This is a genomic window from Nonomuraea longispora, from assembly GCF_004348345.1.
In the GTDB taxonomy this organism is placed as follows: domain Bacteria; phylum Actinomycetota; class Actinomycetes; order Streptosporangiales; family Streptosporangiaceae; genus Nonomuraea; species Nonomuraea longispora.
In genome coordinates, this window is the sequence record NZ_SMJZ01000111.1 from 1 (window position 1) to 21,542 (window position 21,542).

Sequence of the window (21,542 nt, forward strand, 5' to 3'; positions counted from 1 at the left end):
GGTTTCCCGCGACGGCGGCTCCGGGCGGTGGGCGGGCTCGTGCGACGGAGGGCGGCCGGGCTCGCGTGACGGCTCCTGCCGGGGACCCGCCTGTCCGGCGGGGTCGTAGCCTGAGGCGGACTCGCGCGCGGGCGGGCCCTGACGGTGGCCGGAATCGTGGGACGGGTCCGGCTGGCCGGACGGCTCGTGGCGGCCGGGGCCCGGGGTGTCGGAGCCCGGGGCGTCGGAGCCGGACGCATCGCGGCCGAAGTCCGCGGGGTCGTGGCCAGGTGAAGCGCGGCCGGAGTCCGCGCTGTCGTAACGAGGCGAGTCGTAACGCGAGTCGTAACGGGGCGAGTCGTAACGGGGCGAAGCGTGGCGGGTGGCGGCATCGCGCGAAGGCGTCCCACGGGAGGGCGTGTCGCGGGACGCCGGCTCCTGCGGCCGCGCGTACGACGTCTCGGACGAGCGAGGCGGCGGGTTGTAGCCCACCGCCGGCTCCTCCGGTTCGCGCCGCGAGACCGGGGGGAACGGCAGCGCGTCGGAGGACAGCGGCGGCACCGGCTGCAGCTTGGCCACCCGGGGCGCGAACGGCGTCACCGTGGTGTCCTCGACCATGGGCGGCTCGGGGTCGAAGTCGGCGGCCGACAGCCGCAGTGCCTCGTCGTCGTGGGGGGTCACGTGGCGCTTGCGCGGGTCGAAGAGCCATTCGGCGTGCCGGGTGTGACCGTTCCACACGTAGCCGAGTTTGACCCGCCACAGGCCGTCGTCGCGTTTGGCGGAATCCCAGTCGATCTCGTCGGTGGGCACGCCGCGCCTGGTCAGGCGTTCCGCGACGAGGTCACCGAGGGTCGGGCCCGGCGAGGACTCGCCGGGCATGCGTACGGACACCCGCTGCGCCTGCTGGGCGACGTATTCGCGCTCCTGCAGCACCGGCCCCTCGAACCAGCGGACTCGCTCGACCGGGATCCCGGCGGTCGCGGCTATCTCCTCCGCCGTCTCTCCGGCGCGGATGCGGGCCTGGATCTCCTTGGGGCGCAACGGACTCTCCACTTCGATCTCGTACTGGCCGAGACGGGAGAAGTTGCCGCGGACGGCAGCACGGAGCCGGTCGTCCACGGGAAGCGTGAAGCGCGTACCCCGCCCGGCAGTAGCCAGCACGAGATAGGTGCCGTCCTCACTCACCGCGACGAGTCGGAGCTCCTGCATGCGAGTCCTTTCGTCAGCGTCGCCATTCTTCCCCCGGACCCTTGAGTCTCTCGCGTGTGCCGGTTGCCTGCCAGCACCGTACCCGGCATGTCCGAACATCGCCTTCCTGGGATAGTCCCGAGGTGATGTGACGCCGGTCACATTCGTGGAATCCATCGCCTCTAGAGCCCGCCGTCGCGCATGAGGAGGTTAGAGGCCCTTGAAGGATTCTGGCGAATCTCGCCGCGCGCCGGAGCGCACTTGAGCCAAGAGGCCACGACGGACGGGTGGGCGGCCGGGTGGAGGTGCAGGTGCCGGGCGGCGCCGCCGGCGATGTACGGAGCGTAAGCGGAGTACGCGACTCCTGCCTGGGTGAGCTGACACGCGCGGGAATGTGTCGTTCCGACGACGAACACCCCCGATCGCACCAGAGTGCGTACGGCGGTGCCGAGGGCGGGCGAGTCGGCGCCGTCGATGGACAGGTTCGCGACGGAGGGGCCGCGCGCGTGCCTGCGGATCCAGTCGAGGCCCGCCAGCGCGTCGGCCAGCGTGCCCGAGCCGCCGCAGCCGAGCACGCGTACGGAGGCGATGCGGGCCTTGGGGGCGACGGAGTGGACGCGGCCCGCGGTGCGCGTGCCGGTGCCTGCGCAGTCGTGCCCGGTGCCGCCGGTGGCGTCGAAGGCCCGCCAGGTCCGGTCGCCGAACTCGGCCCGGTCGGGGTCGAGCCCGCTGTCCACGACGTACACGGTGGTGCCGGCGCCGGTTGCCGGGCCGGGCGGCGGAGGGTCGGCTCTCCTGCTCGTCATGGGGTGGATCTGCCGGTCGGCCTCGATCGCGCGTACCCGCGGGTCGGCTCGGAGCTCGGCCAGTTCGGCGGCGGTGAGGAAGGTGGCGAACCCCGGCAGCGCCGCGGTGTAGTAGCGGCGCACCCGCCATCGCGCCTCGCCGACGAGGTCGCGGGCGGCGCCTCGGCCGCGCGCGATCACGATGTAGGGCCGGACGGGTTCGGTCACGGCGGGGCGCTGGGAGGTTCCCGAGGCGGGCGTCATGGCCAGCGGGATGGCGGTCGTGGCGGCCGTGGCCACAGCCGCGGCGAGGTAAACGGAGGGCAGGCCGAGTCGTCGGGGCACGAGCTACGAGGTTGCCTGTCGCGCACGTCACAACAACATCAGGACACGCCGTCGCGTCTATTCCCGGGAAAGTTTTTACCGAACAACGATACGAGGGGACTGATCCGGGGGATGAGCGGCGAGCAGCGGACATTTGAGCTGACCGTCCCACAGATCATGGGGAGCGCCCTGGCCGCGGTGACCGCGGCCGTGGCCGCTTCCTATCTCGGCGTCGCAGGGACAGTGATCGGCGCCGCGGTCGTCAGCGTGGCCAGCACGATCGCGGGCGCCGTCTACACGCACTATCTCGCGCGTACGTCAGACCGGGTCAAGCAGCGCGCCCTGGTCGTGCGGCCGGCGGAGCCCGCAGGTGACGGGACCGCGGAGGAGGAGACCGCCGGCAGGGCGGAAGAGGGGGAGAAGGCGCCCGCTGTGCCGGCCGCTGTGCCTGTGCGGCGGCTGCCGTCGTGGACGCGGTTAGGGGCGGCGGCGGCCGTGGTGTTCGCGCTGAGCATGGGCGGCATCCTGGTCTATCAGGCGGTGACCCGGCAGACCGTCCACGAGCAGGTCACCGGCAAGCAGCCGAAGGGCGCGGACGAACGCCACGCGCCGGTCGGCGACGACAAGAAGGAGGAACGACCCACCCGGAAGCCCGAATACGTACGCGGCATGGTGACCCGCGACCCCACCACGCCGGAGCCCGCGAAGACGCCCGCGAAGACCCCGTCCCAGCGGGCCGCGCCCACGAAGACGGTCACGGTGTCGCCGTCCCACACGGCGTCCTCTTCCTCCGCCACCACGCCGCCGGCGGTGGACGACCAGCCGGGGGAGGAGATGCCGTCGGAGGACCCGCAGCTCACCGACCCGCCGGCGCTCGAGGACCGGCCAGGCCCCGAGCGGCCCGACCCCACCGACCAGGCGGACAGGCCCACCGGCTATCCCAGCACGACGTCCAGGTAGGCGTTGGTGAACAGGCGCTGCGGGTCAAGTCCGTCGCGCAGCGCCTGGAAGTCCGCGAAGCGGGGATAGGTCCCGACGAGGGAGGCGGCGTCCCTGGTGTGCAGCTTGCCCCAGTGCGGCCGGCCGTCCAGCCGGGTCATGATCTCCTCGACTGCCGCGAAGTACGCCGGGTCGGGTGTCGGACGGTAGACGTGGCAGGCGACGTACGCGGACGGGCGGCCGTACGCGGTGGACAGCCAGGCGTCGCTGGGCGGCGTGACGCGCACCTCCACCGGGAAGGTGATCTTCCAGTCCATGCGCTCGATGAGGTCACGCGTCTCGCGCAGGGCCTGGGCCAGGCGCTCGCGGGGCACCGCGTACTCCATCTCGAGGAAGCGCACGTCGCGCCGCGCGGTGAAGATCTTGTACGACGTGTCCACCGACTCCGAGTCCCCGAGAACGGCCGCGCCGGCCTCGTTGATCCGCGGGATCAGGCGGGGTACGCGGGCCCCGAGGGCGCAGGCCGCGCCGAAGACGGTGTTCTCCAGGAACACGTTGTCCAGCCACCACTTGACGGCGCCGGGCGGCCGGGCCGGTCCCGCGTCCCTGTTGCCGGTCTTGACCAGACAGGCGTCGGTGTGCGGCAGCCAGAAGAAGTCGAGGTGCTCGTTGGCGGAGATGAGGGCGTCGAGCGAGCCGAGGATCTCGCTGAGCGTCAGCTTGCGCCGCCGGTGTCGCAGCAGGAACGCGGGCTCCACCCGGAACGTCACGGCGGTCAGCACCCCGAGCGCGCCCAGGCCCACCCTGGCGGCGTCGAACAGGTCCTCGCCGGGGCCGACGGTCGCGACCGAGCCGTCGGCGAGCACCAGCTCCAGCTCGGTGACCTGGTCGGCGAGCCCGCCGCTGTCGCGTCCCGTGCCGTGGGTGCCGGTCTGGATGGCGCCCGCCACGGTCTGCTCGGTGATGTCGCCCATGTTGGCCAGGGCAAGTCCGCGCTCGTCGAGCAGTTCGTTCAGCACCCGCAGCGGGGTGCCCGCCAGCACGGTGACGCGGTCGTCCGCGCATGACCTGATCCCGGTCAGGGCGCCCGGGCGCAGCATGACGCCGTCGGTGAGGGCCACGCCGGTGAAGGAGTGGCCCGTGCCGACCATGCGGACCCGCCGCCCGGAGGCGGCGGCGTCCCGCACGGCGCGTACGACCTCCGTGACGGAGGCCGGCGTACGCACTTCCGCGGGGGTGCCCGACTGGTTGCGTGCCCAGTTCACGAAGGTCACGAGCACCCCCTTCAGCGTCTCGCCCGGTCAGTCGCGGGGGAGGCTCACTTGTTCTCCCAGCCCGCGGGAACGGGGTAGACGTCGCCGGGCTCGAGCTTCACGTCCTGGCCCTTGAGCACCTCGGACACCGTCACGAGGTGGTAGCCCTTCCTCTTCAGCGACTTGACGATCGACGGCATGGAGTCGACGGTCTGCTTCACCCAGTCGTGCATGAGGACGATGCTGCCCGGCTTGGCCACCTCCATGGACTTCTTCTTGATGGCCGTGGCGTTCTTCGAGCTCCAGTCCTCGTTGCCGCCGGTCCACAGGATGATCGGCATGCCGAACTCGGTGGCCACGTCGGAGACCTGCAGGTCGACCATGCCGTACGGCGGCCGCAGCAGCTTGGGCTCGACGCCGGCCGCCTTCTTCACCGCCTCCTGGGTCTTCTTGATCTCGGCTCTGACGTCCCACTTCTCGACCTTGCGGAAGTCGGGGTGGGTGTAGCTGTGGTTGCCGAGTTCGTGGCCCTCGGCGACCATGCGCTTGACGTAGGACGGGCGGCTCTTCACGTACTGGCCCTCAAGGAAGAACGTCGCCTTCGCGTCGTACTTCTTGAGCGTGTCGAGCAGCTTGCCCGCGTACTTGCCGGGGCCGTCGTCGAAGGTCAGGGCGACGCACTTGACCTGCGAGCAGTCGACCTCCTTCTTGGGGGCCTGGGCGGCCAGCGCGGACGTCGGCGTGAGAGTGACGCAGACAGCCGTAATGGCTAGAAGTGAACTGATGTGTCGGGACATAACTCGTAGCTTCCAGTGTGATGGGTGTTGCGAGGGATGTCCCGACGGTAGCGGATCAGCTCTTCGCGGGTGAAGAAGCCTCGGGAATTCTCAGCAGACCTGAACCTCCCGCCCCCACGGCCGCGGCCAGAGCCGCCGCCCCCAGGGCGAAGCCGTAGGCGTTGGACGCGCCGTACGCCTCGGTGAGCCGCCCGCCCGCCCACGCGCCGATCGCCACGCCGAACCCGATGGAGGTCGAGATCCACGCCATGCCCTCGGTGAGCAGGGACGGCGGCACCAGCCGCTCGGTGAGGGAGAAGCCCGTGATGATCGTGGGCGAGATGGCGAAGCCGGCCAGGAACAACGCGAGGGCCATGATCCACACGCTGCCGATGAACATGATCGGCAGCAGGCCCACCACGAGCAGCCCGAGCGCCCGTGCGAACCGTCCGCGCAGCGAGATCTTCCAGTGCCGGGACCCGAACCACAACGCCGACACCATCGACCCACCCGCGAACGCCCCGACCAGGAACCCCGCGGCCGCCTTCACCCCGTGCTCCTCCGCGAACGCCACCGTGACGAGGTCGACCGACCCGAACACCGCGCCCAGCCCCAGGTAGACGCAGGACAGCAGGGCGATGCCGGGAATCAGGATGGGCGTGCCCGACGACGACGTGAGCCGCTGCACGGGCGGCTGGGTGCGCCGCTGCGCCGCCAGCGCCAGGCTGCCGAAGAGCATGCAGAGCAGGGCCACGCTCAGCCCGGCGAACGGGTTGACGCCCGTGGCGAGCAGCGTGACCAGCACGGGGCCCGTGACGAACGTCACCTCGTCCACCACGGACTCGAACGCGAACGCGGTGTGCAGCTTGCCGGAGCCGCCGTGGATCGACGACCAGCGGGCCCGCACCATCGACCCGATGGACAACGACGTGGCCCCGACCAGCAGGCCCGTGACGTAGAGCGTCCAGCTGGGCAGGCCGTACCCGGCGCACACCATGAGGGCGGTCAGGGCGAGCGCGTTGACGAGGGCGAACGGCGGGATCACCCGGCTCTGGCCGAACCTGTCGACCAGGCGGCCCGACAGCGGGGCGGCGATCGCGAACGACACGTTGGTGGTGGCGGCCACCGCGCCCGCCACGGCGTACGAGCCCGTCAGGGTCTGGACCAGCAGCACGACCCCGATGCCCAGCATCGACATCGGCATCCGCCCGATGAAGCCCGCCAGCACGAACCCCGTGGTCCCCGGCCTCGCGAACAACCCCCGGTAAGGCCCGACCACGCCATTTCCCCCTTACGTCGGAGACTTCACCATCGCGCACCGAGTGTCCGGACGGCAAGTGATATTTCCGGCGGGTGGGTTAACGTGTGCCGCGTGTCCGGTCTTCCCTCGTTCCGCGCGGTCATGCTCATGGTGCTCGCCGTGCTCGTGGTCACCGTGGCGGCCGGTGGAGTCGTCGTGATCCTCGGCGATGATCTGGTCAGCACCGCCGGCGAGCCCGTACGCAGCCCGCGCCCCCAGCCGCCGCGGCCCACGCCCACGACCACCGCCCGCCTCGACGAGATCGTGCCCTCGGCCGAGCCGGTCAAGGACTTCGGCGAGGGCGGCCCCAGCGTCACGCCGACCCCGCCGCGCGTGCTGGCGATCGCCCCTGCCACCGTGCCCAAGCAGACGAGGTTCCGGCTCGGCGAGCTCGCGCACGTGCAGAAGGTGGCCGTGGTGGACGCGGGCGCGGTCAAGGTGTCGGGCACCGGGCTGAACCTGCTCGCCGTCGACCCGTCCGACTTCCGCTCGTGGACCCCGAAGCCCGTCGCCGACCAGCCGGGCGTCTGGAGCGCGCTGACCCGGGGAGAGCTGGTGGCCGACGCCGCCGCAATGCGCAAGTTCGGGATGGTCCTCGGCGCCATGTACCAGGTGGACGGCGGCCCCCGGCTGCGCGTCGCCGCCTCGGCCACACTCGGGCTCAAGGGCGTGGACGGGCTGGTCAGCGCCGACCTGGGCAGGTCGCTGGGGTTCGCGCCCGGCGTGGCGGTGCTGCTGCACGGCAAGCCCGGCAAGATCAGCGAGTCGGGCGTACGCAGGCTGCTCGGCAAGGACGCCCAGATCGTCCTGCTGGACGCAGCCGAGCGAACCGCCAGGAAGCAGGTGCCCGAGCGGGGGCAGCCGAAGAGCGTCAACGTGGGCAGACCCGGCAGCTACCTGGAGCTGTACAAGGCCTCCGCCACCCGCTGCCCCGGCCTGTCCTGGACGGTGCTGGCCGCGATCGGCCAGGTGGAGAGCGGGCACGGCCGCAACAACGGCCCGTCGAGCGCGGGCGCGCTCGGGCCCATGCAGTTCATGCCCGCCACCTGGAAGCACTACGGCGTCGACGGCGACGGCGACGGCAAGGCCGACATCTGGAGCCCGTACGACGCGGTGCCGGGAGCCGCCAACTACCTGTGCGCCAACGGCGCGGGCGAGGGTGGCGAGAAGCTGCGCAAGGCCATCTGGTTCTACAACCACTCGTGGGACTACGTGAACAAGGTCATGGGCATCGCCGAGGCCTATGCCCGCACCTACGCCTGAGGCCTGCGGCGGGGCGGCGGGCAGCAGGTCAGGGGACACGGCCGCGGCTCCGGCTCGTCCATCAGCTCGCGCACCATCCGCACGAACCGCGGATGCGTGCCGGCCGTCGCCGCCCGCTCCATCGGCAGGCCCAGCTCGGCGGCCACCTGCCTGGCCTCCGTGTCGAGGTCGTAGATGACCTCCATGTGGTCGGAGACGAACCCGATCGGCACCAGCACCACGGCCGGCGCGTCGGTCTTGCGCAGGAAGTCGCAGACGTCCGGCTCCAGCCACGGCACGTGCGGCGGGCCGCTGCGCGACTGCCACACCAGATCCCACGGCGCGGTGCGGCCGAGCGCCTGGTTGACCAGCTCGGCGCTCCTGCGCAGCTGCGCTTCGTACAGGCCGCCGGACGGGCCCGCCGTCTCGGCCATCGAGACGGGGATGCTGTGGGCGGTGAACACCAGCCTGGCGTCGTCGCGTCCGCGGAGGGCGAGCCGTTCCAGCGCCGCGCGCGTGTGGTCGGCCATCGCCGCCACGAACCCCGGATGATCGCCGAAGTGGCGCATCTTGACGAGCTCGGGGCCGCCGTCGACCGAGATCCTCGCGATGTCCTCGTGGTATTGGCGGCAGCTCGAGTAGCCGGCGAACGCCGACGTGGCGAAGACCGCGGCCTTCCTGACGCCGTCGGCCTTCATCTGCCGCACGACGTCCTCGCCGAACGGGTGCCAGTTGCGGTTGCCCCAGTAGACCGGCACGCCGGCGAGCGGGTGCAGCGCCTCGACCAGGTCGCGGTTCTGCTGGTTGATCGGGCTGACGCCGCCGAAGCTCTGGTAGTGCTCGGCCACCTCCAGCAGCCGCTCGCGCGGCACGCCGCGCCCGCGCACGACGTTCTCCAGGAACGGCAGCACGTCGTCGGGACCCTCGGGACCGCCGAACGACAGGACCAGCAAGGCGTCATATGTTCCCACGTGACAAACCCTATGCGGGAATGCCCCCGGCTCCCTCTCCGGGCCGCGAGGCAACGACGAGGAAGGGACGACGGCGGCCGAGCCGCCTCACGCTGTGCGGCCATGGACAGGTAGGTTCGATCGGGTGAGCGCATTCAACGACATACGTGACTATGTGGCCATCCCTCGGGTCCTCTCGCTACGGCTGTCGCCGGACGGCTCCAGACTGATCTCCGCGGTCCAGTCCCTGAACGCCGACGGCAAGTCGTACGGCACCGCGCTCTGGGCGATTCCGGTCGGCGGGCGCGAGGGCGAGCCGTACCGCCTGACCCGCTCCGCGAAGGGCGAGGCCGGGGCGGTCTTCACCGACTCCGGCGACGTGCTGTTCACCTCGGCCCGCCCCGACCCCACCGTGAAGGACTCCGCCGACGAGGTCGCCTCGTTGTGGCTGCTGCCCCGCGCGGGCGGCGAGGCCCGCCAGGTGGCCACCCGTCCCGGCGGCATCGGCGCGGTCCGCACGGCGGGCGACGTCGTCGTGTTCGCCGCCGACGTGCTGGACGGCGAGGCCGACACAGAGGAGGAGCGGCGCAAGGCCCGCAAGGACGCCGGGATCAGCGCCGTCCTGTTCGAGGGGTATCCGGTTCGCTACTGGGACCACGACCTCGGCCCCGGCCGCACGCGCCTGTTCGCGGGCCGGCTCGGCGAGGACCGGCTGGAGGACGTACGCGACCTGACCCCCGACGCGGGTGAGGCCCTGCGCGAGTGCGGCTTCGAGCTGACTCCCGACGGCGCCACCGTGGTCGTGACCTGGCGTACCTACCTGCCGAAGGGTGAGTGGCGCACCGATCTCGTCGCCATCGACGTCGCCACGGGCGAGCGGCGGGTGCTGCTCAGCGAGGACCGCCACGACTTCACCGGCCCGCTGGCGATCTCGCCCGACGGCCGCAGGGTCGCCTGCTCGCGCGAGCGGTTCACCGGCCTGGACGTCTCGGCGCGCAGCGAGTTGTGGATCGCCGACCTCGCCACGGGACAGGGCCGCGCGTACGCGCCCGACCTGTTCCCCGCGGCCGTCGAGTGGGCGCCCGACTCCTCGGCCGTCCACCTCGCCGCCGACCACCAGGGACGCCGGCCGGTCTTCCGCGTTTCCGTGGCCGGGCCCGGCGACGTGGCCAGGCTGACCCGCGACGACGCCTCCTACTCGAATCTCGCCGTCTCCGCCGACGGCCGCGCCCTCTACGCGCTGCGCAGCGGCGTCGGCATCGTGCCCGGCCCGGCCAGGATCGACGTGGCGAACGGCGAGGTCGCCGACGTGCCCTCGCCCGCGCCGCGCCCCGAGGTGCCCGGCACGTTGACCGAGATCTCCGCCACCGCCGACGACGGCACCACGATCCGCGGCTGGCTCGTGCTGCCGGAGCGCGCCTCCGCCGGCGCGCCCGCGCCGCTCCTGCTGTGGGTCCACGGCGGCCCGATCGCCTCGTGGAACGACTGGCAGTGGCGCTGGCAGGCGTGGATCATGGCCGCGCACGGGTACGCCGTCCTCATGCCGGACCCGTGCCTGTCCACCGGCTACGGCCAGGAGATGATCGACCGCGGTTGGGGCAACTGGGGCCCGCGCACCCAGGCCGACCTCGACGCGATCGTCGACGTGGCCCTGGCCAGGGACGACATCGACGCCGAGCGCATCGGCGCGATGGGCGGCTCGTACGGCGGCTACATGGCCAACTGGCTGGCCGGCCACAGCGACCGCTACAAGGCCATCGTCACCCACGCCTCGCTCTGGAACCTCGACCAGTTCGCCGGCACCACCGACGCCGCCATGTTCTGGCAGCGCGAGTTCGGCGAGCCAGGCTCCGAGCGTTACTCGCTGCTGTCCCCGCACAACTCGCTCGACAAGATCACCACGCCGCTGCTCGTCATCCACGGCGACAAGGACTACCGCGTGCCCATCGGCGAGGCCCTGCGGCTCTGGTGGGATCTGCGGCGTACGGAGGTCGAAGCGAAGTTCCTGTACTTCCCCGACGAGAACCACTGGATCCTCAAGCCGGGCAACGCCGTCGCCTGGTACGAGACCGTGCTTGCCTTCCTGGCGCAGCACGTGCTCGGCGAGGAGTGGAAGCGCCCGGGCTCGGTGGCCTGATGACCGGATTCCTGCGTCTGGCCGAGGACATCGCCCGCGAGGCGGGCGACATGCTCCTGGCGAAACGGCCCACGATGTCCGAGGAGGTCGAGACCAAGTCCAGCCCCACCGACGTCGTCACCATTCTGGACAAGGCGTCGGAGGAGCTCATCCGGGAGCGCATCCTGGCCGCCAGGCCCGGCGATCGCATCCTGGGCGAGGAGGGTGGCGAGGCACCAGGGGAATCCGAGGTGCGCTGGATCGTCGACCCGATCGACGGCACCGTCAACTTCCTGTACGGGCTGCCCGACTGGGCGGTCTCGATCGCCGTCGAGGTGGACGGCAGGGTCGTGGCGGGGGTCGTCAACGCGGCGCAGCGCGGCGAGGTCTACACCGCCGCGCTCGGCGAGGGCGCCTGGCTCGACGGCGAGCGGCTGCGCTGCACCATCGGGGTGCCGCTGGCGCAGGCGCTGGTGGCGACCGGCTTCGGCTACTCGGTGAGCCGGCGAGCCGTCCAGGGCGAGGTGGTGGCCGCGGTGCTGCCGCGGGTGCGTGACATCAGGCGCGGCGGCTCGTGCGCCATCGACCTGTGCTCGCTGGCGGCCGGCCGCCTCGACGCCTACTACGAGCGCGGCATCAACCAGTGGGACTACGCCGCGGCCGGCCTGGTGGCGACGGAGTCGGGGGCCAGGCTGGGCGGGCTGCTCGGCAGGCCGGTGAGCCCTGACTTCGCGTTGTGCGCCGCGCCCGGCCTGTTCGAGGAGCTGCACGACCTGCTGGTCCCGCTCGACCCCGAGCGGGACGCCTGACCGGCCTCCGCGCAAGGGCCCGGGAACGACGAAACGGCCGGAGCAAGGACTCCGGCCGTTTCGATCGGGTCAACGGGGCAAGGGTATGCCATGATCGTCGGCCAGCCGACGCAGATCTTCGATCTCGGCGGTGAGCGTGTCGGCGAGATATTCGTCACCGACGCTGCGGGCCTCACGGAGGCCCTTATAAGCCTGGTCGAGGCGGTGTTCGATCGTGGTCGTGAACTCGCCCATCTCACCTACTCTCTAGGGGTTCGACTCGTGTGGGAGCGACGCACGCCCATTGCCGGTTGATGTCCTGGCGATGGGTGTCCCGCAGGCATACCCCGGGTCGTCGTCCCCCGAAACATGAATCTGGCCGTGGTCTGCCTCACCCTGGCGTCACCAACCCCTGAACATGCCTTACCGTGCGCTTATCGACGCTGTGGACAGAATGTGGGACCAGAACCGGGAAGAGGTGTGCCAGGCGTGCGGGTGCTGGTGGTTGAGGACGAGCGCGTGCTCGCCGACGCGATCGCGACAGGGCTCAGGCGCGAGGCCATGGCGGTGGACGTGGCCTATGACGGCGGGGGCGCGCTTGAGCGCACCTCCTACATCGACTACGACGTGATCGTGCTCGACCGTGACCTGCCGGTCGTGCACGGCGACGAGGTGTGCCGCCGGCTGGTGGAGCAGCGGACCGCCTCCCGCATCCTCATGCTGACCGCGTCGGGCGACGTGGACGACAAGGTGGAGGGGCTCGGCCTCGGGGCCGACGACTACCTCGCCAAGCCGTTCGTGTTCGTCGAACTGGTCGCGAGGGTGCGGGCGCTCGGCCGCCGCTCCGCGCCCGCGCTGCCGCCCGTGCTCGAGCGGGCCGGGATCCGGCTCGACCCGGGCAAGCGGCTCGTGCGGCGCGACGGCAAGGAGATCGTGCTGACCAAGAAGGAGTTCGCCGTCCTCGAAGAGCTGATGCGCGCGGAGGGAGCCGTGGTCAGCCAGGAGGACCTGCTGGACAAGGCCTGGGACGAGAACATCGACCCGTTCACCAACGTGGTCCGCGTGACCATGATGACGTTGAGGAAGAAGCTGGGCGAGCCTCAGGTGATCGAGACCGTCCCAGGGGTGGGGTACAAGTTGTGACTGAACGGCCAGAGCGGCAGGCGGGGCCGACGCACCCGATGATCAGCCCGCATTCCGCGCGCAAGGCGACGCGCGTGCAGGAGGCGCCGCCGCCGAGCGGGCCGCCCGCCTGGGACGGCCCGCCCCCGCCGGCGCAGACGCCGGCGCAGCGCACGCCGATGGAGCGGATGAAGGACCTGCCCGGCAGGGTCAGCATCCGGTGGCGGCTGACGCTCACCTACGGCGCGCTGGTCTTCGCGGCGGCCGCGGTGCTGCTGCTCTCGGTCTATGTGATCGTCGGTACGGCGATCGACTACGCGTGGCCATCCATCGACTGGGGGCTCGATCCCGTCCAGAACGCCCGGCTCGACGCCGCGTGGCGGGAGTTCCAGCGGCAGGCGGTGCAGGACGCCCGCGACACCCTGTTCAGCAGCGCGTTCATGGCGCTGCTCGGCGTCGGCATCCTCGCGCTCATCATCGGCTATTTCGTCGCCGACCGGGCGCTGCGGCCGGTGGCGCAGATGACCGCCACGGCACGCAAACTGTCCGAGAGCACCCTGGCCCACCAGCGCATCGCCCTGGAAGGCCCCAACGACGAGCTGAAGGAGCTGGCCGACACCTTCGACGCCATGCTCACCAGGCTCAACATCGCCTTCGACACCCAGCGCAGATTCGTGGCCAACGCCTCACACGAATTGCGCACCCCCCTCACGATCAATCGCACGGTCCTGGAGATCGCCCTGTCGGACCCCGAGGCGTCGGAGGACCTCAAAACGCTCGGCCGTACCCTGCTCGAGGTCAACGCGCGGAACGAGAAGCTCATCGAGGGGCTGCTGCTGCTCGCCAGGAGCGAACGCGAACTCGCCGTGCGCAAACCCCTGGACGTTCAGGAAGTCGCCCAGACGGCCGTGGAACAGGTCGCGCCCTTCGCCCTGGAACACGGGGTCACCGTAACGACCGAACTGGTCAGCGCGCCTACCATAGGCGACCCGGTGCTGCTGGAACGCTCCGTCAGCAACCTGCTCGAGAACGCTGTCAAGTACAACATTCCCGAAAACGGAAAAGTGTGGATCTGGACGGGAATGGTGGACGGTGCCTTGGTTGTTCAGGTGGCCAACACGGGACAGCACGTCCCGGCGTACGAGGTGAACAGCCTGTTCGAGCCGTTCAGGAGGCTCCACGCCGACCGCGTGGATTCGGCCAAGGGATCGGGTCTCGGGCTGTCCATCGTCCGTGCGGTCGTACATGCCCACGGCGGAAATGTGACCGCCGTGCCGCGTGATGGTGGAGGGCTGGTTGTGACCATTCGGCTTCCGAGACGCTGACATCGCCGTTGCCGTGTCGTGTTCGTGCGCGTGTTGAGGAGCGGGGGGCGTCTCATCGGTGCCGCACATGTGGTTGGATGTGCCGTCGAACACGGTGGTGCATGACGCCAAGGCTGTGGGTTTCGCCATATTTGGCTAACCATTGCCCTCGGCAGCAGGCCCTGACGTGTTGGGAGGTTCGTTGTCCGTTTTCTCGGGGTACCGATGGGAAATCTCTCCGGCGGAACGGGCACAAGACGGGCCTCCCGGACGTTAGAAGACGCGCGACGAGCGCGAAGACATATAGATGAGGGGGATGGAGTAAGCACAATGGCTACCGACTACGACAGCCCGCGCAAGACAGACGACGACCTGGGGGAGGACAGCCTCCAGGAGCTCCAGGCGCGGCGCACCGACAAGTCGTCCGGCAGCATCGACATCGACGAGACCGACCTGGCCGAGTCGCTGGAACTGCCCGGGGCCGACCTGTCGAACGAAGAGCTGTCCCTGAGGGTGATTCCCCGCCAGGCGGACGAGTTCACCTGCTCGCGCTGCTTCCTGGTGCACCACCGAAGCCAGCTGGCCTCCGAGAGGAACGGCCAGCAGGTCTGCCGGGAGTGCGCCGCCTAGTCAGAGGAGGCATCGCGTGGCCGACACCGAGAGAGAACACCATGAGGGCAACGAGGCCGCCGACCCCGATCGCGAGGTCGGCGAACTCGTGGGCAAGCTCACCCGGCCCGGTGAGCTCGAGCCGGCCGAGCGGCGCAGGCTGCTCGGCCGTCTAGCCCAGGCCCTGTCCGCCGGAGCGAAGCGGGCACGCGCGACCGGCGCGGGCCGTGGCCGCTGGCTGGCGGACGTCTTTCTCAACATCGCGCCCCGCATCCCGATCAGGGACCTGCACACCCTCTCCGATCACCACCACGGTTTGACCGGCGAAGAGCTCGCCGACGACCTCGTACGCACCGCCCAGAAGGCCACGATGACCGTCGGCGCGATCGGCGGGGCCCTCGCGGCCGCCGAGTTCGCCGCACCACCCCTTCTGCTCTCCGCCCCCGCGCAACTCGTCGCGGAGACCATCGTCGTCGCCGCCATCGAGGTCAAGCTCCTGGCCGAGCTGCACGAGGTCTACGGCGTACACGTCGAGGGCACCGGAGCGCAGCGCGCGGTCGCCTTCACCTCCGCCTGGGCCAAGCAGCGTGGCATCGACCCCCTCACTCCCGCCTCCGTCTCGCTCGCCCTCGGCGCCGCCACCAAGACCGCCCTGCGCAACCGCCTGCTCCGCACGCTCGGCCGTCACCTGACCACGCTGGGCCCGTTTCTCACCGGAGCCGTGGCCGGCGGCGCGCTCAACCGCATCGCGACCAGGAAACTCGGCGAGGCCGTACGCGACGACCTGCGCGTCAAGCGGCCGTTACCCGCGGGCGAGCAGCGCGAGATCGGCCACCGCAAGCGCGGCGAGCTAGACCCTTAGCCCGTTGAACGCCATCTTGAGCAGCGCGTCGGCCACATCGTCGGACGAGGCCCCGCGCGAGGGCTGATACCAGTCGGCGATCGAGTTGACCGTCCCGAACAACAGCCGTGTCACGAGCGCCGGATCGACGTCCGGCCTGATGCTCCCCTCCGCCGCCGCCTCCTTGACCAGGCGGCTGATGAAGGCGTCGAACTCCCTCCGCCGCTCCAGCGCCGCCTGCTCCGTGTGGCTGTTGCCGCGCACCCGCAGCAGCAGCGTCACGTACGGCAGCCGGTCGACGAGGATGCGCACGCTCTGCCGTACGACCCACTCCAGGCGCTCGATCGCGGGGCCAGAGGCGGCCCGCTGGTCGGCGACCATCTCGGACAGCCCGTCGAGCGCCCGGTCGAGCGCCCGCGCGAGCAGCTGCTCCTTGCCGGGCACGTGGTAATAGATGGCCGACTTGGTGACGCCGAGCGCCCTCGCCAGGTCCTCCATGCTCGTCCCGTCGTAGCCGCGCTCGTTGAAGACGCCCACGGCGATGGAGAGCACGGACTCCGGGTCGTGCCCGCGCCGGCGCTGGCGGGTAGGGGTGGGGGTGGCCATGTCATCAATTATCGCTGGCTATCCGCCTGTCGATGACGCGTTTCAGTTTGCCGGCCGACCGTTCCAGCGTCTCCGGGTCCACCACCTCGACCTCCACGCTCACGCCCACCGTCGCCTTGACCAGGTGACGCAGCGCCGCGCCCGCCTCGGGGCCGCCCGCGAAACCGGGTCGGGCCTCGACCCGGACCGTCATCACGTCGAGCCGCCCGGGACGGGTCAGATGGAGCTGGAAGTGCGGCGACAGGCCGGGCGTGCGCAGCACCAGCTCCTCGATCTGGGTGGGGAACACGTTCACGCCCCGCAGGATGATCAGGTCGTCCGTGCGGCCGGTCACCTTCTCCATCCGGCGGAAGGCCGGCCGGGCGGTGCCGGGCAGCAGCCTGGTCAGGTCGCGGGTGCGGTAGCGGATGACGGGCATGGCCTCCTTGGTGAGGCTGGTGAGGACCAGCTCGCCCGACTCGGCGAGCTCGCCGGTGAGGGGATCGACCGTCTCCGGGTAGAAGTGGTCCTCCCAGACGTGCAGGCCGTCCTTGCTCTCCACGCACTCGTTGGCCACGCCGGGCCCCATCACCTCCGACAACCCGTAGACGTCCACGGCGTGAAGGTCGAAGCGGTCCTCGATCTCCTCGCGCATCCGCTCCGTCCAGGGCTCGGCGCCGAAGATGCCGATCCGCAGGGAGGAAGCGCGCGGGTCCAGGCCCCGCGCCTCGAACTCGTCCAGCAGGGCCAGCATGTACGACGGCGTGACCATGACGATGTCGGGCCGGAAGTCGGTGATGAGCTGGACCTGCCGCGCCGTCATCCCGCCGGAGACCGGCACCACGGTGCAGCCCAGCCGCTCGGCGCCGTAGTGGGCGCCCAGGCCTCCGGTGAACAGGCCGTACCCGTAGGCCACGTGCACGATGTCGCCGGGCCGCCCGCCGGAGGCGCGGATCGACCGGGCCATCACGTCGGCCCACACGTCAAGGTCGTTCCTGGTGTAGCCGACCACGGTCGGCCGGCCGGTGGTGCCGCTGGAGGCGTGGATCCTGACCACCTGCTCGCGCGGCACGGCGAACATGCCGAACGGGTAGCCGCCGCGCAGGTCCTCTTTCGTGGTGAAGGGGAAGCGGGCCAGGTCGCTGAGCTGCCCGCAGTCGTCCGGGTGCACGCCGGCCTCGTCGAACTTCCGCCGGTAGAGGGGGACGTTGCGGTAGGCGTGGGCGAGGGCGCGCCGCAGCCGTTCGAGCTGCAGCGCCATGAGCTCGTCGCGGGAGACCCGCTCGATCGGGTCGAGCTCGCCGGGTTCCGGGGGTTTGCCTCGTCTCACGTCAGCTCCCGGCTCCGGCCGCGGAACTCCGCGACCACCTGACCGTCCGGCCTGCGTACGGTGATGTCGTAGATGCCGCTGCGCCCGTAGCGGGTGCGTTCGGCGGCGGCGGCCACCAGCTCGTCGCCCGCGCGGGCGGGAGAGACGAACGTGATCTCCGCGCCCGCCGCCACCGTCACCGGGCCGTGGCTGTTGCACGCGCAGGCGAACGCCGTGTCGGCGAGCAGGAACACGTATCCGCCGTGGCACAGGTCGTGTCCGTTGATCATCTGGTCGGTCACGGTCATGCGGCACACCGCGCGTCCCTCGCCCAGCTCCATCAGCTCGATGCCCAGGGCCGCGGAGGCGGTGTCGGCGTCCATCATGCGACGCGCGCTCTCCACCGCAGGTCTCCCTTGTCAACTGACTGAATGTTCGGTAAACACTTCACCGTCCGGACGATCGTTGTCAAGAGGGTGGACCATGTTCGAACAGCACCGCGAGACCCTGGAGAAGGCCCTGTCCGCGATCGCCGGACGCGGCTACTGGAGTGCCTACCCCGAATCGCCCAGCCCGCGCGTCTACGGCGAGGGCGCGGCCGAGCGCGGCAAGGAGGCGTTCGAGTCCTACCTCGGCAAACCCTTCCCGCTCGACCAGCCGGGCACCGGGACGTGGATCGGCGCCGAGCGCTCGCCGTACGGGATCGACCTCGGCGTCACCTACCCGGAGCCGGTCCCCGGCGACCTGGTCGCGGCCGCGCAGGCGGCGCTGCCCGCCTGGCGGGACGCCGGGCCCGACGCACGCGCGCTGGCCTGCGTCGAGATCGTCGACCGCATCAACAAACGCGCTTTCGAGCTGGCCAACGCCGTACAGCACACCAGCGGGCAGGCGTTCGTGATGGCCTTCCAGGCGGGCGGGCCGCACGCGCAGGACCGCGCGCTGGAGGCCGTCGCGTACGCCTACGCCGCCATGACCTCCTCGGCCGCCGCCGCCCGCTGGGAAAAGCCGGCCAAGGGCGAGCCGCTGGTGATGGAGAAACGGTTCACCGTCGTGCCCAGGGGCGTCGCCCTCGTGATCGGCTGCAACACGTTCCCGACCTGGAACGCCTATCCGGGGCTGTTCGCCTCGCTCGCCACCGGCAACCCGGTGATCGTCAAGCCGCACCCGCGCGCCGTGCTGCCGCTCGCGATCACGGTGCAGGTCGCCCGCGAGGTGCTGGCCGAGGCCGGGTACGACCCCGCGCTCGTCACGCTGGCCGCCGAGGAGGGCCAGGGTCTGGCCAGGACGCTCGCGACACACCCCGGCATCCGCGTCGTGGACTTCACCGGGTCGACGGAGTTCGGCGACTGGCTGGAGCAGAACGCCAAGCAGGCGCTCGTGCACACCGAGAAGGCCGGGGTCAACACGGTGGTCATCGACTCCACCGACTCCTGGAAGGGCATGCTGGGCAACCTGGCGTTCTCGTTGTCGCTCTACAGCGGCCAGATGTGCACCGCGCCCCAGAACGTCCTCGTCCCCGCGGGAGGCATCGAGACCGACGAGGGGCACAAGAGCTTCGACGAGGTCGCCGCCGGGCTGGCCGCCGCCGTCGGGAGGCTGCTCGGCGACGACGCCCGCGCGGTCGAGCTGACCGGCGCGCTCGTCAGCCCCGACGTGCTGGCCAGGGTGGAGGCGGCGCCCTCGCTGGGCGAGGTGGTGCTGGCGTCGCGGGCGCCCGCGCATCCGGCGTTCCCCGACGCGGTGATCAGGACGCCGGTGATCATCCGGGTCGATCCGGAGAAGCCGGAGATCTACGGCCGCGAGCACTTCGGGCCCATCTCGTTCGTCATCCCCACGGGCTCGACGCGGGACAGCCTCGACGTGCTGCGCCGCACGATCAATGCCCGCGGCGCGCTCACCGCCTCCGCCTACTCGACCTCCTCCGACGTGCTCGACCAGGCCGAGCGGGCCGCCATCGACGCCGGCGTCAACCTGTCGTGCAACCTGACCGGCGGCGTGTTCGTCAACCAGTCGGCCGCGTTCAGCGACTACCACGGCAGCGGCGCCAACCCCGCCGCCACCGCCTCGCTCACCGACCCCGGCTACGTCGCGGGCCGCTTCCATGTGGTGCAATCCAGGCGACCGGCATGATTCCCCCGCGAGGAGTGACATGATTGAGGTGTACCTGGTGGGCGGCGTACGCACTCCCATGGGCAGGTACGGCGGCGCGCTGGCCGCCACCCGGCCCGACGACCTGGCGGCCCTGGTCGTCGGCGAGGCGGTGCGCCGCAGCGGTGCCGACCCCGAGGCGTTCGACGAGGTGGTGCTGGGCGCCGCCAACCAGGCGGGCGAGGACAACAGGAACGTCGCCCGCATGGCCACCCTGCTGGCCGGGCTGCCCGCGACGACGCCCGCGTACACCGTCAACCGGCTCTGCGCCAGCGGCCTGACCGCGATCGTCTCGGCCGCGCAGGCGGTGCGCACGGGCGAGTCGGACCTCGTGGTGGCGGGCGGCGTCGAGTCCATGACCCGGGCTCCCTGGGTGATGGCCAAACCCGGCACACCCTGGGCGAAACCGGGCGAGGTGGCCGACACCTCGCTGGGGTGGCGCTTCGCCAACCCGCGCTTCGACGCGCGTACAACGATGTCGATGGGCGAGACGGCCGAGGAGGTGGCCGCGCTCGACGGCATCACCAGGGAGGAGTCCGACGCCTGGGCGCTGCGCAGCCACACCCGCGCGGTGGCGGCGGCCAAGGAGGGGCGCTTCGCCGCCGACCTCGTACCGGTGGGGGAGGTGACCGCGGACGAGGGCCCCCGCCCGGACACCTCGATGGAGCGCCTGGCCGGACTCAGGACGATCTTCCGCGACGGCGGCGTCGTCACGGCGGGCTCGTCGTCCCCGCTTTCCGACGGCGCGGCGGCCGTGGTGGTCGCGAGCGAGGAGGCCGTACGCCGCCACGGCCTGACGCCGCGGGCCAGGATCGTCGCCGGCGCGTCGGCGGGCGTCGAGCCCCACCTGATGGGCCTCGGCCCGGTGCCGTCCACCCGGAAGGCGCTGGCCAGGGCCGGCTGGGAGCCCGCCGACGCCTCCGGGATCGACACCGTCGAGATCAACGAGGCGTTCGCGCCGCAGCTGCTCGCCTGCGTACGCCGCCTCGGCCTGGATCCGGAGACGGTCAACGCCGACGGCGGCGCCATCGCGCTCGGCCACCCGCTGGGCTGCTCGGGCGCCCGCCTGGTCGTCACGCTGCTCGGCCGCATGGAGCGCGAGTCGGGCCGGCGCGGGCTGGCCAGCCTCTGCGTGGGCGTGGGCCAGGGCGTCGCGATGCTCGTGGAGGCCCCGTGAACGTGGCCGTGATCGGCGGCGGGCGCATGGGCGCCGGCATCGCGCAGGTGTTCCTGGCCGCGGGCGACCACGTGACCGTACAGGAGCCGCAGGCGGAGGACGCCCGGCGGCGCATCGCCGACGGCCTGGCCATCGCCGAGTCCAAGGGTCTGGTGGACAGGGAGGCGGCGCTGGCCCGCCTGGCCATGGCCGGGGTGCCCGCGGACGCCGACCTGGTGATCGAGGCGGTGCCCGAGGACGCGGCGCTCAAGGCGGAGGTGCTGGCCGGGGCCGAGGCGCGGGTGGGGGACGACGCCGTGCTGGCCACCAACACCAGCTCGTTGTCCATCGCCGAGCTGGCCGTAGCGCTCGACCGTCCCGGGCGCCTGATCGGGCTGCACTTCTTCAACCCGGTGCCGGTCCAGCGGCTGGTGGAGATCGTGGTCACCGGGGCCACCCCGGCCGCCGTACTCGGACGCGCCAAGGAGCACGTCGAGCGCATCGGCAAGACCAGCGTGGTGGTCGGCGACTCGCCGGGGTTCGCCACCAGCCGGCTGGGGGTGCTGCTCGGGCTGGAGGCCGTCCGCATGGTGGAGGAGGGCGTGGCCTCGGCCGAGGACATCGACACGGCCATGACGCTCGGCTACGGCCACCCCATGGGGCCGCTCAGGCTCAGCGACCTGGTCGGCCTCGACGTGCGGCTGGCGATCGCCGACTACCTGCACGCCCGGCTCGGGCCCCGCTTCGAGCCGCCCGCGCTGCTACGGGAGAAGGTCGCCGCCGGTGAGCTGGGCCGCAAGACCGGGAAGGGCTTCTACCAGTGGTGAC

Annotated in this window: 21 protein-coding genes; 11 read left to right on the forward strand and 10 right to left on the reverse strand. The window is 71.3% G+C overall.

What is annotated here, in order from left to right:
• A partial coding sequence (sepH, locus tag E1267_RS26140) for a septation protein SepH (protein ID WP_132335941.1) occupies positions 1–1,188 on the reverse strand: 1,188 nt, incomplete at its 3' end.
• A 161-nt stretch (positions 1,189–1,349) separates the two neighbouring features.
• Positions 1,350–2,297, reverse strand: a complete 948-nt coding sequence (locus tag E1267_RS26145; protein WP_132335943.1) for a protease inhibitor I9 family protein — start codon at positions 2,295–2,297, stop codon at positions 1,350–1,352.
• Between the two features lie 111 nt (positions 2,298–2,408).
• On the opposite strand from E1267_RS26145, the gene E1267_RS26150 reads away from it, so the two are divergent.
• Complete coding sequence (locus tag E1267_RS26150; RefSeq protein ID WP_132335945.1) at positions 2,409–3,236, forward strand: hypothetical protein; 828 nt, start codon at positions 2,409–2,411, stop codon at positions 3,234–3,236.
• On the opposite strand, the gene E1267_RS26155 is transcribed toward E1267_RS26150, so the two are convergent.
• Genes E1267_RS26155 through E1267_RS26165 form a run of 3 tightly spaced genes read right to left on the reverse strand, consistent with a single transcriptional unit; the run spans position 3,212 to position 6,523 of the window.
• Entirely contained in the window at positions 3,212–4,489 is a 1,278-nt protein-coding gene (locus E1267_RS26155; protein ID WP_132335947.1) for a D-arabinono-1,4-lactone oxidase, read from the reverse strand. The genes E1267_RS26150 and E1267_RS26155 overlap by 25 nt on opposite strands.
• 44 nt (positions 4,490–4,533) lie before the next feature.
• A complete protein-coding gene (locus tag E1267_RS26160) occupies positions 4,534–5,265 on the reverse strand; it encodes a polysaccharide deacetylase family protein (RefSeq protein WP_132335949.1) in 732 nt (243 codons plus the stop codon).
• Positions 5,266–5,320: 55 nt separating this feature from the next.
• Positions 5,321–6,523: an MFS transporter gene (locus E1267_RS26165; RefSeq protein ID WP_132335951.1), complete on the reverse strand. Its 1,203-nt coding sequence runs from the start codon at positions 6,521–6,523 to the stop codon at positions 5,321–5,323.
• Between the two features lie 93 nt (positions 6,524–6,616).
• Here E1267_RS26165 and E1267_RS26170 point away from each other — a divergent pair, with 93 nt between their 5' ends.
• Complete coding sequence (locus tag E1267_RS26170) at positions 6,617–7,807, forward strand: lytic transglycosylase domain-containing protein (RefSeq protein ID WP_132335953.1); 1,191 nt, start codon at positions 6,617–6,619, stop codon at positions 7,805–7,807.
• Here E1267_RS26170 and E1267_RS26175 read toward each other — a convergent pair.
• Positions 7,798–8,757 carry a ferrochelatase gene (locus E1267_RS26175; RefSeq protein WP_132335955.1) on the reverse strand — a complete coding sequence of 320 codons (960 nt, stop codon included), beginning with the start codon at positions 8,755–8,757 and terminating at the stop codon, positions 7,798–7,800. The genes E1267_RS26170 and E1267_RS26175 overlap by 10 nt on opposite strands.
• 124 nt (positions 8,758–8,881) lie before the next feature.
• Between E1267_RS26175 and E1267_RS26180 the strand changes: the two genes are divergently transcribed.
• Together E1267_RS26180 and E1267_RS26185 are read left to right on the forward strand one after the other, a co-directional pair.
• Entirely contained in the window at positions 8,882–10,873 is a 1,992-nt protein-coding gene (locus tag E1267_RS26180; RefSeq protein ID WP_165959787.1) for a S9 family peptidase, read from the forward strand.
• Positions 10,873–11,661, forward strand: coding sequence for an inositol monophosphatase family protein (locus E1267_RS26185; RefSeq protein ID WP_132335956.1), 789 nt, complete (start codon positions 10,873–10,875; stop codon positions 11,659–11,661). The genes E1267_RS26180 and E1267_RS26185 overlap by 1 nt, the downstream gene beginning before the upstream one ends.
• Positions 11,662–11,730: 69 nt before the next feature.
• Here the strand turns inward: E1267_RS26185 and E1267_RS44600 are convergent, their stop codons facing one another.
• Complete coding sequence (locus E1267_RS44600; RefSeq protein WP_165959788.1) at positions 11,731–11,895, reverse strand: hypothetical protein; 165 nt, start codon at positions 11,893–11,895, stop codon at positions 11,731–11,733.
• Positions 11,896–12,129: 234 nt separating this feature from the next.
• On the opposite strand from E1267_RS44600, the gene E1267_RS26190 reads away from it, so the two are divergent.
• From E1267_RS26190 to E1267_RS26205, 4 genes are all read left to right on the forward strand, one after another.
• Entirely contained in the window at positions 12,130–12,783 is a 654-nt protein-coding gene (locus E1267_RS26190; protein ID WP_132335958.1) for a response regulator transcription factor, read from the forward strand.
• Between the two features lie 38 nt (positions 12,784–12,821).
• Positions 12,822–14,087: a sensor histidine kinase gene (locus E1267_RS26195; RefSeq protein WP_132335978.1), complete on the forward strand. Its 1,266-nt coding sequence runs from the start codon at positions 12,822–12,824 to the stop codon at positions 14,085–14,087.
• Positions 14,088–14,396: 309 nt separating this feature from the next.
• Positions 14,397–14,696 (forward strand): DUF4193 domain-containing protein, encoded by a 300-nt coding sequence (locus E1267_RS26200; protein WP_090929286.1) that lies wholly within the window; start codon positions 14,397–14,399, stop codon positions 14,694–14,696.
• 16 nt (positions 14,697–14,712) lie between these two features.
• A complete protein-coding gene (locus tag E1267_RS26205) occupies positions 14,713–15,537 on the forward strand; it encodes a hypothetical protein (protein WP_246064268.1) in 825 nt (274 codons plus the stop codon).
• Here the strand turns inward: E1267_RS26205 and E1267_RS26210 are convergent.
• Genes E1267_RS26210 through paaI form a run of 3 tightly spaced genes read right to left on the reverse strand, consistent with a single transcriptional unit; the run spans position 15,526 to position 17,796 of the window.
• The gene (locus tag E1267_RS26210) at positions 15,526–16,122 is read right to left on the reverse strand and encodes a TetR/AcrR family transcriptional regulator (RefSeq protein ID WP_132335960.1); all 597 of its coding nucleotides are present in this window, start codon (positions 16,120–16,122) and stop codon (positions 15,526–15,528) included. The genes E1267_RS26205 and E1267_RS26210 overlap by 12 nt on opposite strands.
• 4 nt (positions 16,123–16,126) lie before the next feature.
• Positions 16,127–17,431 (reverse strand): phenylacetate--CoA ligase PaaK, encoded by a 1,305-nt coding sequence (paaK, locus tag E1267_RS26215; RefSeq protein ID WP_220449683.1) that lies wholly within the window; start codon positions 17,429–17,431, stop codon positions 16,127–16,129.
• Entirely contained in the window at positions 17,428–17,796 is a 369-nt protein-coding gene (paaI, locus tag E1267_RS26220) for a hydroxyphenylacetyl-CoA thioesterase PaaI (protein WP_132335982.1), read from the reverse strand. Before paaI ends, paaK begins: the two co-directional genes overlap by 4 nt.
• Positions 17,797–17,893: 97 nt before the next feature.
• Between paaI and paaN the strand changes: the two genes are divergently transcribed.
• The 3 genes from paaN to E1267_RS26235 are packed head-to-tail and all read left to right on the forward strand — an operon-like array spanning position 17,894 to position 21,541.
• The gene (gene paaN, locus E1267_RS26225; RefSeq protein ID WP_132335962.1) at positions 17,894–19,540 is read left to right on the forward strand and encodes a phenylacetic acid degradation protein PaaN; all 1,647 of its coding nucleotides are present in this window, start codon (positions 17,894–17,896) and stop codon (positions 19,538–19,540) included.
• A 19-nt stretch (positions 19,541–19,559) separates the two neighbouring features.
• Positions 19,560–20,735: a thiolase family protein gene (locus E1267_RS26230; protein WP_132335964.1), complete on the forward strand. Its 1,176-nt coding sequence runs from the start codon at positions 19,560–19,562 to the stop codon at positions 20,733–20,735.
• Positions 20,732–21,541 carry a 3-hydroxyacyl-CoA dehydrogenase family protein gene (locus E1267_RS26235; RefSeq protein WP_281283709.1) on the forward strand — a complete coding sequence of 270 codons (810 nt, stop codon included), beginning with the start codon at positions 20,732–20,734 and terminating at the stop codon, positions 21,539–21,541. The genes E1267_RS26230 and E1267_RS26235 overlap by 4 nt, the downstream gene beginning before the upstream one ends.
• The last annotated feature ends 1 nt before the right edge of the window (position 21,542 follow it).

What these genes read in the sequence shown, in the direction of transcription:
- E1267_RS26195 (WP_132335978.1), top strand. Translation starts at nt 12,822, where the DNA reads ATGATCAGCCCGCATTCCGCGCGCAAGGCGACGCGCGTGCAGGAGGCG.
- E1267_RS26150 (WP_132335945.1), top strand. Translation starts at nt 2,409, where the DNA reads ATGAGCGGCGAGCAGCGGACATTTGAGCTGACCGTCCCACAGATCATG.
- E1267_RS44600 (WP_165959788.1), bottom strand. Translation starts at nt 11,895, where the DNA reads ATGGGCGAGTTCACGACCACGATCGAACACCGCCTCGACCAGGCTTAT.
- E1267_RS26200 (WP_090929286.1), top strand. Translation starts at nt 14,397, where the DNA reads ATGGCTACCGACTACGACAGCCCGCGCAAGACAGACGACGACCTGGGG.
- E1267_RS26210 (WP_132335960.1), bottom strand. Translation starts at nt 16,122, where the DNA reads ATGGCCACCCCCACCCCTACCCGCCAGCGCCGGCGCGGGCACGACCCG.
- paaN (WP_132335962.1), top strand. Translation starts at nt 17,894, where the DNA reads ATGTTCGAACAGCACCGCGAGACCCTGGAGAAGGCCCTGTCCGCGATC.
- E1267_RS26185 (WP_132335956.1), top strand. Translation starts at nt 10,873, where the DNA reads ATGACCGGATTCCTGCGTCTGGCCGAGGACATCGCCCGCGAGGCGGGC.
- E1267_RS26230 (WP_132335964.1), top strand. Translation starts at nt 19,560, where the DNA reads ATGATTGAGGTGTACCTGGTGGGCGGCGTACGCACTCCCATGGGCAGG.
- E1267_RS26160 (WP_132335949.1), bottom strand. Translation starts at nt 5,265, where the DNA reads ATGTCCCGACACATCAGTTCACTTCTAGCCATTACGGCTGTCTGCGTC.
- paaI (WP_132335982.1), bottom strand. Translation starts at nt 17,796, where the DNA reads ATGATGGACGCCGACACCGCCTCCGCGGCCCTGGGCATCGAGCTGATG.